The sequence below is a fragment of the Acetomicrobium sp. genome (assembly GCF_059026225.1).
On sequence record NZ_JBWQOQ010000002.1, the window covers coordinates 107,934 to 126,793 of the forward strand.

At 44.5% G+C, this 18,860-nt stretch carries 19 protein-coding genes; 3 read left to right on the forward strand and 16 right to left on the reverse strand.

The window, feature by feature from the left end; all coding sequences use genetic code 11:
• The first annotated feature begins 178 nt into the window (after window positions 1–178).
• A complete protein-coding gene (locus tag AC5SXE_RS01675; RefSeq protein ID WP_493916420.1) occupies window positions 179–529 on the forward strand; it encodes an ArsR/SmtB family transcription factor in 351 nt (116 codons plus the stop codon).
• 24 nt (window positions 530–553) lie between these two features.
• Window positions 554–1,714 (forward strand): permease, encoded by a 1,161-nt coding sequence (locus tag AC5SXE_RS01680; RefSeq protein WP_493916421.1) that lies wholly within the window; start codon window positions 554–556, stop codon window positions 1,712–1,714.
• A 120-nt stretch (window positions 1,715–1,834) separates the two neighbouring features.
• Here the strand turns inward: AC5SXE_RS01680 and AC5SXE_RS01685 are convergent, their stop codons facing one another.
• The 6 genes from AC5SXE_RS01685 to AC5SXE_RS01710 form a co-directional block, all read right to left on the reverse strand.
• Window positions 1,835–2,068 (reverse strand): thioredoxin family protein, encoded by a 234-nt coding sequence (locus tag AC5SXE_RS01685; protein ID WP_303881097.1) that lies wholly within the window; start codon window positions 2,066–2,068, stop codon window positions 1,835–1,837.
• A gap of 319 nt (window positions 2,069–2,387) precedes the next feature.
• Complete coding sequence (gcvPB, locus tag AC5SXE_RS01690) at window positions 2,388–3,947, reverse strand: aminomethyl-transferring glycine dehydrogenase subunit GcvPB (protein WP_493916422.1); 1,560 nt, start codon at window positions 3,945–3,947, stop codon at window positions 2,388–2,390.
• A gap of 19 nt (window positions 3,948–3,966) precedes the next feature.
• Window positions 3,967–5,373, reverse strand: a complete 1,407-nt coding sequence (gcvPA, locus tag AC5SXE_RS01695; RefSeq protein ID WP_332636439.1) for an aminomethyl-transferring glycine dehydrogenase subunit GcvPA — start codon at window positions 5,371–5,373, stop codon at window positions 3,967–3,969.
• Window positions 5,374–5,432: 59 nt separating this feature from the next.
• Window positions 5,433–7,310, reverse strand: coding sequence for a RiPP maturation radical SAM C-methyltransferase (locus AC5SXE_RS01700; protein WP_493916423.1), 1,878 nt, complete (start codon window positions 7,308–7,310; stop codon window positions 5,433–5,435).
• Between the two features lie 11 nt (window positions 7,311–7,321).
• Window positions 7,322–7,879, reverse strand: coding sequence for a TIGR01440 family protein (locus tag AC5SXE_RS01705; RefSeq protein ID WP_493916424.1), 558 nt, complete (start codon window positions 7,877–7,879; stop codon window positions 7,322–7,324).
• A 30-nt stretch (window positions 7,880–7,909) separates the two neighbouring features.
• A complete protein-coding gene (locus tag AC5SXE_RS01710) occupies window positions 7,910–9,043 on the reverse strand; it encodes an ATP-NAD kinase family protein (protein ID WP_493916425.1) in 1,134 nt (377 codons plus the stop codon).
• A gap of 355 nt (window positions 9,044–9,398) precedes the next feature.
• Here AC5SXE_RS01710 and fabG point away from each other — a divergent pair, with 355 nt between their 5' ends.
• Complete coding sequence (gene fabG / locus AC5SXE_RS01715) at window positions 9,399–10,184, forward strand: 3-oxoacyl-ACP reductase FabG (protein ID WP_493916426.1); 786 nt, start codon at window positions 9,399–9,401, stop codon at window positions 10,182–10,184.
• A 423-nt stretch (window positions 10,185–10,607) separates the two neighbouring features.
• Here the strand turns inward: fabG and AC5SXE_RS01720 are convergent, their stop codons facing one another.
• The 10 genes from AC5SXE_RS01720 to AC5SXE_RS01765 all read right to left on the reverse strand — a co-directional run bounded on the left by AC5SXE_RS01720 (window position 10,608) and on the right by AC5SXE_RS01765 (window position 18,855).
• The gene (locus AC5SXE_RS01720) at window positions 10,608–11,705 is read right to left on the reverse strand and encodes a glycerol dehydrogenase (protein ID WP_310850241.1); all 1,098 of its coding nucleotides are present in this window, start codon (window positions 11,703–11,705) and stop codon (window positions 10,608–10,610) included.
• Between the two features lie 86 nt (window positions 11,706–11,791).
• Window positions 11,792–12,340: a BMC domain-containing protein gene (locus AC5SXE_RS01725; protein ID WP_303881555.1), complete on the reverse strand. Its 549-nt coding sequence runs from the start codon at window positions 12,338–12,340 to the stop codon at window positions 11,792–11,794.
• Between the two features lie 12 nt (window positions 12,341–12,352).
• On the reverse strand, window positions 12,353–13,675 hold the full coding sequence (locus AC5SXE_RS01730) for a 4Fe-4S dicluster domain-containing protein (protein ID WP_303881554.1): 1,323 nt from the start codon (window positions 13,673–13,675) through the stop codon (window positions 12,353–12,355).
• A gap of 16 nt (window positions 13,676–13,691) precedes the next feature.
• Window positions 13,692–15,077, reverse strand: a complete 1,386-nt coding sequence (locus AC5SXE_RS01735; RefSeq protein ID WP_310850237.1) for an aldehyde dehydrogenase — start codon at window positions 15,075–15,077, stop codon at window positions 13,692–13,694.
• A 12-nt stretch (window positions 15,078–15,089) separates the two neighbouring features.
• A complete protein-coding gene (locus tag AC5SXE_RS01740) occupies window positions 15,090–16,043 on the reverse strand; it encodes a cob(I)yrinic acid a,c-diamide adenosyltransferase (RefSeq protein ID WP_310850235.1) in 954 nt (317 codons plus the stop codon).
• A gap of 18 nt (window positions 16,044–16,061) precedes the next feature.
• A complete protein-coding gene (locus AC5SXE_RS01745; RefSeq protein ID WP_303881550.1) occupies window positions 16,062–16,364 on the reverse strand; it encodes a EutN/CcmL family microcompartment protein in 303 nt (100 codons plus the stop codon).
• Entirely contained in the window at window positions 16,361–16,681 is a 321-nt protein-coding gene (locus tag AC5SXE_RS01750; RefSeq protein ID WP_303881549.1) for a hypothetical protein, read from the reverse strand. Before AC5SXE_RS01750 ends, AC5SXE_RS01745 begins: the two co-directional genes overlap by 4 nt.
• Before the next feature lie 2 nt (window positions 16,682–16,683).
• Window positions 16,684–17,337: a hypothetical protein gene (locus AC5SXE_RS01755; protein WP_310850233.1), complete on the reverse strand. Its 654-nt coding sequence runs from the start codon at window positions 17,335–17,337 to the stop codon at window positions 16,684–16,686.
• The gene (eutJ, locus tag AC5SXE_RS01760) at window positions 17,318–18,217 is read right to left on the reverse strand and encodes an ethanolamine utilization protein EutJ (RefSeq protein ID WP_310850231.1); all 900 of its coding nucleotides are present in this window, start codon (window positions 18,215–18,217) and stop codon (window positions 17,318–17,320) included. Before eutJ ends, AC5SXE_RS01755 begins: the two co-directional genes overlap by 20 nt.
• Entirely contained in the window at window positions 18,214–18,855 is a 642-nt protein-coding gene (locus tag AC5SXE_RS01765) for a PduL/EutD family phosphate acyltransferase (RefSeq protein ID WP_310850230.1), read from the reverse strand. Before AC5SXE_RS01765 ends, eutJ begins: the two co-directional genes overlap by 4 nt.
• Between the last annotated feature and the right edge of the window lie 5 nt (window positions 18,856–18,860).

Genomic DNA, 18,860 nt, shown 5'->3' on the forward strand with positions numbered 1-18,860 from the left:
TTTTAGGGACTACCCACTGGTGCATCCTAAATGGCACGTAAATGGTACGATGCCTTACCTTCCCTTAGTAATACCAGCAAAAGATCCCAACCATACCAATCTGGCTAAAACGCAAATTGCGCATTTGTATTATATGTGATAATATTGCCACATATTTATCAGGGGGGGGAAGATAGCTATGGATATCGAAACTCAACGTAAAAAAGCAAAGCTATTAAAGGCCATGGGGCATCCAGTCCGCTTAGAAATCATTGAATTGTTGGGCGAAAAAGAGATGTGTGCCTGTGAAATTGCCAGCCTGTTCGGTTATGACAGAACTACCGTCAGCAAACATTTGGCCATTCTGAAAGACTTGGGAATTATCGAACAAAGACGGGATGGATTATACATCTATTACAAACTTAATTTGCGTTGCTTAGTTCCTATGCTTCAATGCATAGAACGTATCATTTTGGGCGATCCGGTCAAAATTCAATTTGATTACAAATGTTCTTGCTCCAGAGACAATAGCGAAATTTATCAAAAATAAACAAGCAGTAAAGGAGGTATTTCGATGAGCGACAGCAAAAAATTCGCATTGATCCTGCTTGCATTTCTCTTCTTCTACTTTATACCGGCCGATTCACCTAGGGTATCGATTGCCGCTTCGGAAGCCCTGGCAATGCTTCATGAATATGCCAAAGAACATGTTCTGCTTTGCCTGATCCCTGCTTTTTTTATAGCTGGTGCCATTTCCGTTTTCATCAGTCAACAATCCGTTATAAAATATCTCGGAAGCAATGCAAAAAAATTCATATCTTATTCAGTTGCAGCGGTATCGGGCGCAGTTTTAGCTGTATGTTCCTGCACCGTTCTTCCTTTATTCGCAGGAATTTACGCTAGGGGAGCCGGAATAGGCCCTGCTTCTACGTTTCTTTACTCAGGACCGGCTATTAATGTGTTAGCCATAATTTTGACAGCGAGGGTACTGGGTCTTGAGATGGGCTTGGCCAGAGCAATCGGAGCCATTCTTTTCAGCGTAGTCATCGGATTAGCGATGTCAATTATATTTAGAAAAGACGAAGAAAAAAGGCAGGAAAGTTTTGCTGTTTCGGTCGAAGATACCACATCTCGTCCTTTGTGGCAACTGGCATCAGTTATGGCTAGTATGATTTGCTTTTTGATATTCGCAAATCTTGCAGCTCCGGATGCAAATATCGGTTTTTGGGCATACCTTTATGACGTTAAATGGATATTAGCCCTCATCAGCGTATCCTTTACGGCCTTCGCAACAAAAAAATGGTTTACAAGGGAGGAAAGATCTGAATGGTTCAACGCAACTTGGGGATATGCGCTTCAAGTATTGCCCTTGCTTTTTGTTGGCGTACTGATCGCAGGCTTTCTTTTCGGACGCCCCGGACACGAAGGCATCATCCCAAGCGCTTACGTCTCTTATCTGGTGGGCGGCAACTCGATCTTTTCTAACTTTTTTGCTTCGATCGTTGGAGCCTTCATGTATTTTGCCACGCTAACGGAAGTACCAATATTACAAGGTCTTTTAGGCGCAGGAATGGGCAAAGGACCGGCACTTGCCCTTCTTTTAGCCGGCCCGGCTCTATCATTGCCAAGTATGTTGGTAATAAGAACCGTATTAGGGACAAAAAAAACTGTTATATACGTAATTCTTGTGGTGCTGCTTTCTTCGCTGGCTGGAATAATTTATGGTAATCTTTGAACAAGCGGAATTTGGCCATGTTCATATGTATAGTTATTATGTATCGATAAACCTGCCTTTATTGCGTTAAATTTCTTCATTAAGGCAGGTAGCTTATGAAACATTATACTTACAAGATATCTAATTACCCAACAAATTTCTTAATGCCTCTTCCGATGGAAGTTTCCCTGCAATAACAACCTTTCCGTCAACCACCAAGGCGGGGGTGGTCATGACTCCGAAGGATATTATTTTGTTAATGTCTGTAACCTTTTCAAGCTCGTAGTCGAGATTAAGTTCTCTTGCAACTTTTTCAGCCATATCGGCAAGTTTCTTACACTTAGGGCACCCCGTGCCGAGAACTTGTATTTTCAACTCAAAATCAACTCCTTCGTCCATAAAATATGTGGCGATTATATCACATATGGTCTATTAGAAACAAGCGTTTTGGCTCTCTAATTGGATAAGCAATAAGAATGATGCAACAGCAGAACAGATCACATAAGTTCGTGATGCATGCGCCTTCTGCGACGACAGCGACATTCTCTTTGAGGCGTCTTCGATGGGTTAAAACCTTGTCCAAGGCAGCTTTATGGTCATATAAAAATGGTGGCAAAGCCTATTACGTAGTCATGTTTCTTTAGAGGCTTTACCACCATTATGTTTTTATCTACGCTACTCCGTCCTACTAACTTTAGGCTCGACCTTTTTTCTTTACGTACGCCCTCCAAGTAGTTGCCCAGCGCTTCGGGTCATCTAAAGCCGATTCATCGGCCAGCTTGTGAGATGCGCATTTGTGGGGAGCATTTTTTACAATTTCCGGATCAGAATAGGCTTCATCACGAATATGTTTTAAAACTGCTACGTATTCGTCTAAATCCTCCTTGCCGTAGCTTTCACAGGGCTCTAGTGTCATAGGTTCCGGAACCACCCACGGATGATGGCTTGTCCAATAATGTTGCAACCCAAAATCGCCCACCCGTCTCAAGATATCCGTCGTACTTACACCCGTGGCCTCCAGCAATTTCTGCCAACAGTAACGAGCCTCTTCAAGGCGCTTCCTACCGGGTGCGTAAGGTACTTCTATTTCGGGGATCTGTTCCTGCAGTTTCTTTTGTAGATAGTTATGGTTTATCGTGGATATCTCAGATACCTCTTTAAGATATTCCTGTCCTATGGTCATTACCCATGCGTAAGTACGCACAAGGACGCCTGCAGGTCCCTGGAATTGTCTTACTTTGCCTACACTGTGGGGCCTATCGAAGTCGAGGTAATATTTGGTGCCATCGTATTCAACGGTTGGTATGGGTAAATATTTTGCTAAGTGATCCCTTACGCCCAACGCACCAAGCCCCGGCCCTGAACATCCGTGAGGCGTACCGAAGGTTTTGTGGATGTTAAAGTGACACATATCAAATCCGGCCTCTCGCGCCCTGGCGATACCCAAGAGTACGTTTGCGTTGGCCTGATCGTAAAAACATAAACCCCCCGCGTCATGCACTATCTTCACAAATTGGTCGATCTCCGTGTTGTATATTCCAGTATCCTCCGGGTTTGTTATGAACATGCCGGCGGTGTTTTCCGATACGGCAGCTTTTACCGCCTCAACCGATGGATAGCCGTTCTCGCTCGGGGGGAGTATTATCAGCCTAAAACCAGCAGTGGCAGGGGCTGCATGATCGCAGGGGTGAGTGAAAGCGGAGCTTATGATTTCCCTGCGCTTATCCAGTTCGCCGCGATCGCGATGATAAGCCCTCATGATGCTCGCAGCCGTATAAACGGCATGCGCTCCACCTTGGGGGTGCAAGCTGAACTTGTCCATCCCCGAGATCTCCTTTAAGATTTCCTCAAACTCAAAGTATATTTTAAGTATGCCTTGAACAGTATCAACATCTTGCCACGGATGAAGTGAAGCTATGCCGGGATGTGCCGCCAATTCTTCATTGATCCTGGGGTTATATTTCATCGTGCACGTGCCTTGGCTTATGTCGTTGCAAAGGTTTCCCCCTAAGGTCTCTTGAGCGAGGTGAATGTAATGAGCTAAAACCCTTTTTTGGTCAAGCTCCGGCAATGCTGGTGGCTCTTTTCGAAGCATTTCCTCTGGCACCAAGCCCTTTGGATCGCCTACTGCCTCTTTAATTTCTTCTTCTGGAGCCGGAGGGATGAGGCCTCTTCGTCCCGGAACGGAAAGCTCAAATATTATCGGCTCGTCCCAACGGGCCTGGTGAAATTTTCTTAACCTTACGTTCGTCATGATCTATCCCCTCCCTCAATTACTTTCCCAAGACGGAAGTCAAGGCTTCGGCCAGTTCATCGATGTCTTTTTTGCTGTGAACCTCAGTAATACAGAATAAAGCGCTTTGCCCGAGCTCTGGGAAGTCCTTTGACAGGTCCTTTCCGCCAAATATTTTGTGATCTAGTAACGCCTTGTTGATATCTGCGACCGTCTTTCCCGTATCGTTGAAATTCACTGTAAATTCCTTGAAATGGCATGAATTAAAATGAGGAGCTTTGACTCCCTTAATAGATGATAGTTTTTTGGCAGCATATGCTGCCCGCTGCAGCAAGCCTTCGCCCAACTCCTTCATTCCCTGTGGGCCCATTAAAGCCATGTATACGCCCGCCACGATGCCGTGAAGTTGAGCCATCGTTCCCAAGAAATCTTTGGCCTTATCACGAGATGCGTAAGACGTCCTCTCGTATAAGACCTCTCCAAAGCCATACTCGCCCTCTTCTATCGTCTCCGTTATCCCGAATAGTAAGGAAGGATACTCGGCTACGAACTTCGGTTCGTCAGGTGTAGCAATAAAACCCCCTAAACCGCCACCATAGCTCATCGGTATTCCCAGAGGCTGCACATCACCGCAAGCAAAATCTGCACCATAACGAGCAGGCGCTTCTAACACGCCAAGGGAAATTGGATCAACGCCTACCGACAACAATGCTCCCTTTGAATGAAGCAGATCTGCTATCTCTTGCCCTTGCCTTTCTATAACCCCAAAAAAATTAGGATTTTCCATATAAAGGACACAAACATCATCTGAAAGTTTGTCTTTTAAGTCATTTAAGTCAAGCAATCCGCTTTTCGGATCGTAGTTAACAAGCTCTATATCGGGGGTCGCAGAACATGCGTAATCTTTGATGCAGGACAACCTCTCGGGGCTTATGGATTTAGCCACCAGGGCTTTGCTCCTTCCCGTCATGCGCGAAGCCATCCTCACCGTAGTGGCGCAGGCCATAGCCCAATCATAAGTCGGGGTGTTTACCATATCCATATCCACAAGCTCCCCTATGCAACTTGCATACTCAAATTGTGCCTGAAATTTACCATGATCGGCAAAGGCCTCTCCCACGTAGGCAGACAAAAACTCGTCCCTTTCCATTATGGTCTTACATACCGCAGGAACGTAATGCTGCCAGCAGCCACCGCCTAGGTAGTTTTTGTATTCCTCACAATTTTTGTTTTTGGAAAGAAGCTCTGTGACGTGTTTTTTAAGTTCGTATTCTGAAAGGATCGCTTTGGGAATGTTAAGCGGTCTTCTAAGCCGCAAATGTTCGGGGATTTGACCGAAAATATCTTCCGCACTTTCGATCCCTATTTCCTTTAACAATTCTTCTTTGATCTCTGGAACGGAATTGGGAATGTAGGGATGAGCAACTTTTTTTCCCTTCTCTTCCATGACCATATCCCTCCCAATTTTTAATTAATTTTATAACGCTTACACCTAATCATCGCACCTCATGGCATCACCTCTTTTTCTTCGGTAACCAAGCTTAAATACATCTCCTTCTCCTTTAACAAAATTCCGTATTTAATTAAATTTTTGATGGATTGCCTTATTTCTTCTTCGGATTTAACGATTTCCACTTCCTTAAGCCTTTGAGCAATCCCCTGCAAGGTCACAGGCTCACTGGAAGCTTTACAAACCGCCATGGTCAAAGGATCAAGTCTTATGTGCCACTCGTCGATGCCGGATCTTCTGTCTATTACCAAGTCTTGCCTGTAATACAAAGCACTTTTGGGGTAAATTTCTTTCCAAAAAAATATGTTTTCTTGAAGATGACGTGTGTAATCTTTGACATTTTGTGGGGTTTGAAATTTGAAGGTAAAAAAAGAGGCAAAATTATCTATGACTTCCTCGTTAAAGGGATAAACAAATCGGTAGGAAGGGTAAGGTTTTATTTCCCTTATGCCGCGTTCGTAAGGGTTTTCAAAGCAGGGGCTAAAGCGATCAAGCCTAAAGGGTCCTGCGTAATTGGGAGGATGCAAATGAGTGAGCAAAGGTATCAGGTTTGCCATATTCTCATACGAGCTTTCCGGTTCCTTCGGGAAACCCCACAAGAAGTTCCATATCGGCTTTACTCCCGCTTCGCGACAATTTTTGAGAAATGTTATATTCTGAAGCCCGTTAACGCCTTTGCCTATTATGGAAAGCACATTTGAACTAAGTGATTCAATACCAACCTCGAGCCTTTTCAACCCGCAGGCCGCCAATTTCTCGAGCATTTTTACATCTATATCAGGCCTAACTTGAAGGTAAACTATTTCAGGTTTTCTCTCTAGAGTGGAAAGCGCCTCAATCAACGCTTCAAGCGCTCTTTCGTCAACTGATTCATCGCTAGCAGATAAAGCAAAGGCTGGATATTTATTCACAATTTTCCTTAATTCCGTGACTATTCGTTCATGGTTTTTCTTTCTAAAGATGAGAGTTTCGCTCGATTGACCGCAAAATATGCATCTTTTTTTCTGTCCCCAATAACACCCCCTGGACATCTCAAAAAACACTCTTGGTTTTTCGTTGTGCATAAATTTTCTTTCGTCACAGAGCTGGGCAAAATCATCGTAATCAGGAGTAGGTACCAAGTTTAAATCCATCTCTAGCGTTTGGCTGCAAAGGATAAAAGGATTTACATTATCGCCTTCTACATCCTTGCGAAAGATCATCCCAGGTATATTGGACAAAGTCTCTATGGCCTGATCGTCTATGAAGGTATTAACCAGCTTTTTAAAGGAACTGTCTCCTTCGCCCAAGCACACGCAATCAATAAAAGTATGATGTGTTATTAACTCCACACCCATCGGGCCTTTGCAATTGGCCCCGCCAAAGGCTACTAAAACACGTGGAAGAACTTTTTTAAGTCTTTTAGCCAACGCCAAGCTTGATGTCTGCTGGTGAAACATGTTGGTAAAGGCCACTATTTTAGGATTTGCCTGAATAATGATACGTGAGCATTCTTCTAAAAATTGGTTAGTCATTTTTTGAACTTCGAGAAGTTCATTGTAAAAGGCGCAATCCACCAATTTTTTGTCGTAAGGTGCCTTATGCTCCTCTAAATTTCCATTAAGCACTTTATCTACATATTTCTCGAAGGGGGGAATTTGATCGCCATAAAGGTCTTGAGCAAATAACCTATCACCCAATAAGTCTACTATATGCCACGTAGCTATTTTATCATAAAGATCCGCGCCTATTTTTTCCGCAAAATACACATTAAAATCAAAAACCTTAACTTTTAATTTATCTTTTATTGAACTTTTCAAAAGACCAAGGGCAAAGGAAGGCTGTCTGAAGCTGGCAAAGGGCATGTTGATCAACGCTATATCAACGGTTCCCACATTGAACGAAATCATTTTACGTAATAGGGGGGATATTTCGCCCTTTCTCCTCCGATCAATTTGGGCCGCGTGCGCGCCATAACTAGATTAGCCTCGCCCATCCTTTTGACTTCGCTCCTCACAGGTACGGCAACTCTTTTCAAATGCATGCCTATCATAGTATCCCCTATGTCCATTCCTGCATGACCCTGTATGCTTTCGACCACTACCGGCTTTGCAAACTCTTCGTAAGCCAACACCGCAAAGGCACCACCAGCCTCTAGATGTGGCAAAACGGTTACGACCTCCAGGTCATATTTCACTGCGCAATCCTCTTCTACCACAAGAGCTCTATTTAGATGTTCGCAACATTGTACTGCAAGGAATAAGCCAAACTTTTTAGCCAACGGTTCTATGCCTTCCATTATCGCCTTAGCTACCTCTAGATTAGAAGCAGATCCTATCTTTTTTCCCAAAACCTCGCTCGTACTGCATCCAATAACTAATATGTTTTCTGGTTTGAGTTCAGCTATGGACAGCAATTCCGACAATGCCTTATGGACGGATGACGTGAGCTCGCCAATTTCCACGTCAAATACCTCCCTTAAAATAAAACAATTTTAGACCGATACCTTCATAATCCGCTGCTCAAGGTAACCCGTGACAACCCTCACGTAGCCACAGAGGGCCTGATCTAATTCCTCATCGCCCGTATCCACCAAGAGGGGATTATGGCCCAAAGCTGATACTTTGTTACGTGTAGCAACTACTATGATGTTTTCAAGGCCAACCTTTCTTATGACTTTCGGGCTTATCTGTTGATTGCCCCTTCCAAATATATAACCTTGACCGCCTATTATGGTAACCACTATAAAGGCCTTCTTGTCATCGGATAAAATTTCAAGCAACTTCTTTTCATCGGCGTCAAGTGCAATAATTTTTTTGTCTTGGCTGACGTCCACTCCAAGCAGTGTGCATTCATCTCCTAATTTCTGTTTTATTGCCCTAGTTGTAGTGCCGGGCCCTATGATATAAATTGCATCTTTATTTTCGTCCATGTGATCTAAGATATAGTAAGATATCCCTTCCAAATCTACCGTATCGGAGGCGGCTTGACCCGCCTTTTTGCTTTGAACGAAAGTTCTTTCGTGAGGAATTAACAAATACCCATAAAGCGCTGCGCTTACCCATCCTTGGCGAAAGGCTTCTTCATCGATATCCATGACCTCAGCTTCCTTCATGTCTCTTACTTTTCCCTGCATAAAAAGGAGGGCAAGTTCTCCCGCCCTCCTTGGATTTATGGCAAATACGCCAGAATGAATTTTGACGCCCGCTGGAATTCCCAATACTGGTTGTTGCCTATCCTTTAACGCCGAATACACATCCCTTGCTGTACCATCCCCACCCGCAAATAGTAACAACTTTACACCAAAATCAGCGATATCCTTGGCCGCCCTCCTCGTATCCTCAGACGTTGTGTTGCCTGGAATAATGCTGCCAATCACGATTGGTTCGAAGCCGGCTTCACGAGCCTCCAACTCTCCCATTTCACCCGGATAAGTCACTATTTCGATCTCGTCTTTAGCAGGCACAAGTCGCTTCAGGGCCTCGACCGTTTTTTGGGGAGCTTCTGGAATAGCACCTTTTTCCTTGCATATCCTCAAGATTTCCTCGCCATCAGTGCCTTTTAATCCCACCCTACCGCCCATTCCTGCAATAGGATTAACTATGAGTCCAAGTCGATTGCAAGCCATTCTTAAACCTCCTTGTAACGTCACTACGAACACCGTTTCGCCGAGCGAAAAACCATATATTAATAAATTTGCCCTTTGATTTGCAGTTATTATTAATTATACGATACAAAACCTCCTATGACATCACGCGATCGTTTCACCATAGTTTAAAGGGATTTGAAAAGGTAGGGGGGTAGACACCTTAATGCGTAATAGAAGATAATATTTCAATAAAAGGACAAGACGTAAAGTCTGAATGAGGATATGGCAGTGTGGGGTTAAAGCAATCGCGTCAAAGGGAGCTGAGTGTCGACATTCCCATTTCGTGTAAAGAATAAGGAATTAGTGTAATAGTATTTGAAAGGAGCGATGTAAAGTGACACGTTTGCTGGAAGGTAAATTTGCAATAATCACTGGGGGCAGTAAAGGCATTGGCAAAGGTATCGCAGAGGCATTTTTAAAACATGGAGCTACAGTTGTCATTGCATCAAGAAAGGAACAAGATCTCCAAAAAACAGTCGAAGAGTTATCAAGCTTCGGTCAAATTTCTTACGTAGTGGCCGACGTAAGCAAGACGGAAGATATTCAGCGTATGGTTAGCGCGACTATAGAAAGGCATGGGCGAATCGATGTTTTATGCAGTAACGTTGGTATATATCCTATGTCTTTAATAGAAGATATGACGGAGGAAGAGTGGGACTATATTAACACTATAAATGTAAAAGGGATGTTTTTAAGCATCAAAGAATGCATCCCTCATATGAAAAAACAGGGAGGCGGAAGTATCGTCATAACTTCCTCGATTACAGGCCCCATTACCGGATTTGCCGGTTGGAGCCACTATGGTGCCACAAAGGCAGCTCAGCTTGGATTTATGCGCTCTGCAGCAATTGAGCTAGCCCGGTACGGAATTCGCGTTAATGCTGTGTTGCCAGGAAACATTGTATCGGAAGGACTCTTAAGCTTAGGAGAGGAATATCTCGACATAATGAAAAGATCGATCCCTCTTGGCACTTTGGGTGATCCTCAAGATGTTGGAAATGCAGCTGCATTTTTAGCATCTGACCTTGCAAAATTCATAACGGGACAAACGATAGTGGTTGATGGAGGACAAATACTCCCCGAGTCGACTGAAGCCATGGAATTGCCAACCAAAGAATAAATTATAAATGTTTTATCTACGCCCCCCTGTGGGGGCTTAGATAAAACGATGGGTTTGTTGAAAAAACTTAACAACCTCCGCCTGCCATATCCAAAAACACTTTTTCCAACCTAGAACATGTCTCGTTCGTTCCGGTTGTCTCTATATTTTTCGAAAATCTGATCTATGGCATGATCAGCTATAAACTTATCAAGCATGTCTAAATTCTCGCGTCTAACTCCATCCATTTAATTTCCCCACTAGCAACATCAATGCTAGATTTTGGACCAAAAAGACAATCCGTAGCGACTAATCCAGACTTTGGAGTCTCTTTTAAGAAACTATCCAGCACATTAAATCTTTTTTACACTTCAGCCAAAATTGACACTCCTTTTAAGGGTCTAATGATTGATCATATGATTCAATCAGCACATAAAATCATTCCTAGCTTTTTAAAAAAGCCCTGCCAAGGGCATCTGCACCCAACATAGCATTGACTACCATGGATGGTGTCACTTTAAAAGGCATATTTGCCATGGTTGTTCCTTCTGCACAAGCGGCTTCCGCCGCCGGCAGGAGTTTTTCAAAGCTTGCACCGGCAAGACCCAATTGTTTTAATGTGACCGGCAGTCCAATGGAACACGCAAAATCAAGCACTTCATATATAGTATCCGGATCTGCGTCCTGAAGGACAAGTTGTGTCAATGTTCCAAATGACACTTTCTCTCCATGGTAAAATTGATGCGTTTCTTCCAATACAGTAAGGCCGTCATGTACGGCGTGAGCGGCAGCGAGCCCGCTACTTTCGAACCCCAAACCCGATAGCAATGTATTGGCCTCTACGATCTTTTCCAAAGCAGGAGTTACAGCATGAGCTTCGCAAGCAATCTTGGCATCTAATCCATATTCGAGGAGAAGGTCGTAACATAATTTTGCCAAAGCCAAAGCAGCAGATGTACCTTCGCCTCCAGGCATATTGGGGGCTTTCGTAAAACTACATGCTTCCGCCTCAAACCAAGTCGCTAAAGCATCTCCCATGCCGGAAACCAACAATCTCGTCGGGGCTTTGGCTATTATATCAGTATCTACTAAAACTAAATTTGGATTGCTGGGAAGGACAAAGTATCTCTCGAACACGCCATCTGAGGTATAAATTACAGACAGAGCGCTACAAGGTGCATCAGTGGCAGCTATAGTGGGTATCGTAGCTACAGGGACTTTTAAATACTCAGCAACAGCTTTGGCCGTATCCAGCGCCTTGCCACCACCAACGCCGACGAGAACATTGACGCCTTTTTCACGTCCTATTTCTGTCAGCCTGTCAATTTCCTGATCGCAACACTCTCCCCCAAAATGTTCCTCAAAATATTCTATTCCATGCTCGGAAAAACTTTTCTTCATCTCTTCCCTAACTGAATCGAGTCCTCGCCTGCCTCCAAGCACCAACGCTTTCGTGCCCAGCAAAGCGACATGTTTTCCCACTTCGTTCATTGCACCCGCTCCTTGGACATACCTGCCAGGAGCAATCATTATTCTAGTCATCAAATTTCACCCCTTGTGTCTCATATATTAAATATTTATCATTTTCTAACTGCACATAGAAGCAGTCTTACATCATTTTTTAAATGCTATAACACTGCACCTTTTAAATCGGGATGAGGATTGGGTATAAATGAGATATCAACAAGCAAACCCTTATTAATAATCAGCTCTTTAGCAGCCGTAAGGGCAGTTTTTACCTCTGAAATATCTCCTCCCATAGAGAAGAAGGATTTAGCTCCCATCCCTCTACCCAATCGGATTTCAATCAGCAAAATTTTAGCCGCTTTAGCAGCTGTATCTGCGGCTTCGATGATACAAGGTGCAGCCATGGCTTCAACTACACCGAGGGCTCCCATCTCGCTTACCTCAGTTGTACATGCTAAGGCAGGGAACACGGAAGGGTGAACGTTAGGAAGCAACATCTCATCGGTCAACATTTCACCTGCTACCTGTCTTCCAGCATTAAGGGCGTTTTTGACGGCACCAACTTGCCCCCATACGACTATCAAATACTTTCCGGGACATATTGGTGAGGCATGAAAAAGTTTGACGTTAGCGGCTTTAAGCATTGCGTCCACTGTTGCTGCACCCCTAGCCACACTAATAAGCTCAAAAGTTCCTATAGCTCTTTCCATGACAACCATCTCCTACAAATTTGAAGCTCTAATGGCAATATATTCTGAAGTTATTTCCTCAACAAAGCCACTCACTGAGGCGTGAATGCGAGCACCTAGGGCGCCTTCTGGAACATCAGCAATCAAGTCACCCTCATGGACTTGGTCTCCTATAGAGACAATGGGATCGGATGGAGCACCTGCATGTTGCTTTAAGGGTATCCTAACCTTTTGTGCAACAAAATCACCGTTAAACGGCGGATGTGGATCATATACAGATAAGCCGAGGCGATAAGTCAATCTCGTCGTGGGCACCAATCTAAAGGGTCTCTCAGGTCGTGGTGGAATTTCTTTTTTATTAAATTGTGGCTTTATGCCTTGTTTGATCATGATGTCCTTTATTACTTGATTTACGCGCCTAGGAGAAAGATGCATAGGGCATGCGTAAAGACCGCTACACAGATTACACTCAGAGCACAACATGGCCGATTGAACTATGTCGGGCAACCTCATGAATTTATAAGCCATGGCCTGCATGATTTTATGCGGACGGAGATCGTAACCTATAAGATAGCGGGAACAAACCAAGGTGCATTCATTACATTGGCAACAAGCAACTCTAGCTTGTCTTAGCATAACGCTCACAGGCATATTTTCATACCTGGCAAGGACGGAGTTCGATGGCAAAACTAAAACAGCTTTGGTCATCTTAGAAATTGGGAAATTGGCATCCCTGTGGTATTGCCCCATCATCGGACCGCCATCGATAAATATTGGATCATTTACGCTTATACCTCCGGCCGCCTGGATCATTTCCGAAGCTTCGACACCTACAGGAACGCTCCATATGCCGGGAGCCTTAACCGCTCCGCCTACTTGAACAAAACTATGCGTTACTGGTTTACCTTCTAAGGCTCTGCCAATGTTGTATAATGTCTCTATGTTGTTTACGATGGCGCCCACATGCAATGGCAATCCCCCTTCAGGAACGATGCGGCCGGTACATTCTTGCAACAAGATCAATTCATCTCCGGCAGGATAGTAATCCCCCAAAACACAAACATTCCCACCAACCTGGCGAATGGCATTTAGCGATTCAACGTGTTTATGCTTAATGCCAAACAAAACTTTACATCTCAAAACCGACGATAAGGTCTCGGAAGTCGAGATCAAAAAGGAAGCCCAGTTTTGCATCAACGTCTGATCGACATAAAGTAGCGGTTCACATTCAGCGCCATTCATCACGTAAGTGTCTATATCTTGAGCTTGAAGTTTGACGTGGGTCGGGAAGCCTGCACCCCCCGCTCCAACAACACCGGCATCCCTTACCAGCTCCACTAATTCATCTTTAGTCATTCGGCATATCCCCTGTCTAAACTATGCGAAATGCTCCATGAAGAACACAACGTCTGACCCTACAGAAGGACAACGGTGTAGTCGGACCATCACCCGTAGTCGTTCCTATGGTAAATGACGTGGGACAATCGCCTCTAATGCCTATACCCGCGAAAGAGGGCGCATTTTTTACGAATATAGATGTCTCCATAAACTTGGCCATGTCACTCATATTGTCTATATTTGTACTGTGAATAACAGCGGAATGCCTAAAGTCATGTTCAACGCGCTTTGCCATGGCCAATCCCTCTTTAAAATCTGCCACCCTTACCATCGCCAATATGGGCATCATAAGCTCTTCTTGAACAAAGGGATGTTTTTCGTCGCATTCGACCAAAATAAGACGCACGTTTGGAGGAGGAGCGATACCTAACCTGGCCAAATATACAGAGGCATCCTTGCCGACCATATCCTTTTTTATTTTTTGATCTTTGGTCAATACCAAGTTTGCTAATGCTTCTATTTTCGTTCGGTCCTTTAATTCAAATGCTCCGTTTTTACACATATATTCTTTCAGCTCATCGGCAATGCAATTTACGGCAATTAATTCCTTTTCGGCAATACAAGGAAGGTTATTATCAAAGGAAGCCCCTGCAATCACGTCTTTGGCTGCCTTCTCGAGATGCGCCGTCTCGTCGACCAATACAGGAGGGTTGCCCGGGCCCGCCCCAATAGCCGGTTTCCCCGATGAAAGGGCAGCTTTAACAACACCTGGCCCACCTGTAGCCGAAACGAGCTTAACTTCTGGGTGGGACATAAGCTCCTTCAAACTGTCCAACGAGGCGTCGCTTAAAACTGAGACCACGTCAGCGGGAGCGCCTTCTTGAGCCAAAATACTTCGTATAAGGTCAATAGTTTTGAAAGTACACCGCAATGCGCCTGGATGAGGCGAAAACACCACCCCATTTCCTCCGGACAACATGCAGATCGTGTTGTTTATGACGGTAGCTACCGGATTTGTAGAAGGGGTTATTGACACAATCACTCCAAAAGGAGCGAGCTCTTCAAGAACTAAGCCATTATCTCCCGATATTGCCCTAGTCGTGAAGTATTCTGGACCTGGCGTCTTAATTATCGAAAGCTTTTTCTTTAGTATTTTATCATCTAAGCAACCCATATTGGTATCTTCACGGGCAAGCTGGGCCAACTCCTCAGCATGGGGCAAGAGTTTCGTCTTTAAGGCTGCGATAATTTTGCTTCGGCTTTCCAGATTGAAATCCCACTGCCAAGTTTTTTGGGCCTTAGAGGTAATTTCAACAATGTCCTTTACCGATGAAGGATATTTTTCTCCTTCCTGGGCAAGTTCCTTAGCAACTTTTGCTACAATCTTTTTAACGAGATCGTCAACCTCGATAGCCTTCATGGAACTCCCCCCTCAACTCTCCCACATCTTTACCATAGCTTCGGCTACAGTGATATCTTGCTCAACTGATCCGCCGCTTACTCCAACTGCTCCTACTATATCTTCATCTTTCTTGAGTAATAATCCTCCACCAAACACAACCAATTCAGGATCATTTTGGAGCCCATATAAATCTTTTCCAGGTTGCACCAACTGGGACAAAACCTCGGTTGGCATTTTAAGCTTTATCGCAGTAGAAGCCTTTTTGGGCGCAAGGCTCAAGCTTATCTGAAGAACGCCCTCCATCCTTTCGAAGGCTATTAAAAAACCGTTAGCGTCACAAACAGCCATGGCCATAGGAACACCAATTTCTTGGGCCTTTTTGCGTCCCGCGTCTATGAGCTTGCGTGCTATTTCTGCATTTAAATATTTTGATCCTATATTTGTTTTCTGATCCATTTCAAACACCACCTTCTTGGTAATTCTTGCTATAACACCTTCCCAATATGCTGAAACGGCCAGAACATAGATGTAGTCTGAAAGGCGATTCAAATATATGTATATCTCCCTGTCGATTAAACTGGACTCTAGAGCTTTCAGGCCTACCCTTTCTGCCCTACGGGCAAAGGCCCTTGCAAGATGAAGTGCCGAGCTCACCTCATCATCACCGGGGAGGATGAAATCGCTATAAAAGGGATATTCGCTCACAAGCAAATCTATTCGCTTCTCCAGGCCAAGAGGTGAAATGGCTTCTCTTTTGGCCTTTCCACGCGCTATGTAAGCCATGACTTCGATAAGTTCTGCCTGAAGTAGCTCAATCCAATTGGAAACCTTTGGAGTTGCTCTCGCACGAGCAATTCCCAAAGCACAAGTTACTTCATCTAACGTCCCATTTAAAGCGATCCTGGGGTCATCTTTCCTGACACGGGTACCGTCATACAAAGATGTTTTTCCCAAATCCCCCGTTTTGGTATATATTTTCGCCATGACGTTTTATTAAACCTCTCATGTTAACTCGTCTAAGAACACATCTGCCGTATCAACGATGCCAACTATGGCGAAGTCTATGGGAGCATCTGTTACACCCGTAGCATTCCTGGCTGAGCTGCCTGAACAAAGAAGAACTGTTTCTCCGACTCCAGCTCCCACAAGGTCAACCGAGACTTCTACTCGACCGTCACCACGAGCAGACACCAACCTGCCATCCTTTCCAGGTTCAAGGAATTGTACTAACAATAATTTATGTCCTACTAATCTCTCATCTTTCCTGGTCGAAACAACTTGTCCTATCACTTTGCCGAGCTTCATTGCAATTTACCCCCACCCTTCAAAGCTTCCAAAGCTCTTTCTACTTCGGCAACGGTTCCGATGATAGCAACTGCAGGCATGTGCTGGGGACAATTGCCCATGACTTCAAAGGCTTCTACGGAGGCAATATCGGTGGCAATATCTACGGCAGCTATCGTTTGCGCTACCATTCCCTGCAGTATTAACACAGCCCCCCATTTGACGTTATTAAGCAATTCTTCATCTTCTTCCCTGAAGATGCCTCTGCGAATCCGATTCTTTAAAATTCTTTTACAAGAAGTGGATGGCGCAATTATGAGTTCCCACTGAAGGGCCATGATCACATGTCCTCCTCTATCCTAATTCTCAACGATCTCAATCTATCTTTTGCTTCGTCGGTCAAACGGGCTCCCCCTTTTAAGACGATCGCATTGACGCCGGAAAGACGACCTGCTAATTCACACCAACTTATCCAACCTTTTTCACAGATTTCCATGACGTTATGTGAAATGCCTGACGATAGATTGTCCTTTAAAACCATTACGAATCCCAAATCGCAAAGTCTCGATGAAATTTTATCGAGCGCTTGCCAGTGTGCCATACAGTCCCTCAATCCAAAACCACATCTTAAGTTGCTATCGTCAATGATCACCGGAAGTTGCTCATCGAGGCAGCCATAAATGAGCGATCCGGCGGGAGAGAAAGGAAAGCCTAAACAGAGCTCTGAAATCAATTGTAAGGAGGCCATTGGAACTACCAAAGCCGATAAAGTTTTGGCTTCATGTCTAGGGTTTGTTATGGATTCGATAAGATAAGATGGGTTGTTTTCAAACTCAAAAGTTTCACGAAAATGATTGGGCAGATAATGTACCAACGTTATTTCCCCGCGTGGTTTCCATTGAAGCGTGGGTGGCGATGACCACACCATTCCCACTCGTGGCATAGAAAGTCTTTTTAAGACAATTTCGCATAAACTATTTATTGTGACCTCCATGACAACGCCTCCATAGACATTCAGCTATACCCACCGATGTAACAATCAATGAGAAGGGAGCTAAAATTGCTTTAGTCTCTAACACCTGAGAAATGACTTCGGAGGCACCTTCAATATTAGCTCCCCCGCCGACCACAATTACACGTTCTTTTTCCAGGAAGCCACTTTTAGCAAGATGATCCCTTGCTATGACGCCCATTTTCTCAAACACGGGGCGAGTTATATTAAATATTTTTTTATGAGCGGTACTATTACGCTTCAACTTTTCAGCTTCATCAAAAGATATACCTAAGGCTCCTGCGAGGACTAAGGTTACATGGGTACCTCCTGTGGGCTCATCGGCAGAATATACGACTTCTCCATCCTGGACCACCGCGATGCCTGTAGTGCCCCCTCCTATATCTATTATTGCCCCATTTTGCATCCCCAACGCAGTCGCCGCAACCACGGGCTCTTCGTAAAGTCCCATGCAGGTGAGGCCTAAGGCTTCAACGACATTAGCACACACTTGAGCAGTCCTCTGGGATATCCCTGGGGGATAAGCTGCAGCACCTACTGCTGTAATATCGTTGCAGCCTAAGCGCTTCTTCAATGTTCTAAGACACTTTCGCATTCCTTCTATAGCAGCTATGTAATCTACTATAACGCCGTCGCGCAGTGAGGAACGAGAATCAAAGAGCACCGCGTTAACCGGTTGTCCTGCCTCGTTAAAAGCGACCAACTTTAGGTTCGTGGTACCAAGATCAAAGCCCAGATAAAGTTCTTCCCACTCCGAAAGAGGCTCATCGCAATTTAAAGCCTTATTAACGGTTGCAAGTTTTTCATACGTTTCCGCACTGATAATGCCGTCTATGGTGACATCGTGGGCATCGACAGTCATATCAAAATCCTCACGTAATCGCCCGTTTGTAGGCCACAGGCGTTTGCTTCGTCTATATCGACATGGAATTCGCTTATAAATTCCGGACCAACCCTTACCCATACTCGTTTGAATATGAGGCCTCGATCTCCATAAACTTTCACGTCAACCTCTTGGTTGTCTTTCAAGCCTAAAACTTCAGCCTCTGCTGGAGAAAAATGTAAGTGGCGCCATGCCATACCGACTCCCTTCGTTAAAACAATATGTCCTTTCGGACCCAAAACTACAATGGGAGGACAGGTCTGGCTTGATCCACTTTTGAGGAGTGGAATATCGATATGTAGCTTTCTTGCATCTGACATTGCCATTTCTACCTGTGTGTTTTTTCTAAGCGGGCCAAGAACCCGAACGTTTTCCAGCACACCGCTTGCAGCAACTAAAGTAACTGTCTCCTTGCAAGCATATTGGCCTGGTTGACGAAGATCTCTAACTTTGGTCAAAATATAACCTTTGCCAAACAAGGTCTCTACGTCGACGGCAGTGAGATGAAGATGACGGTTACTGACGCCCGCTACTACAAGCGCCGGGTCTTTTGCGTTTGAGTTAAGTTTATCCAACAAGCGGCGAACAACCTCGTTTATCAAGGCCTCATTCACCATGGTCA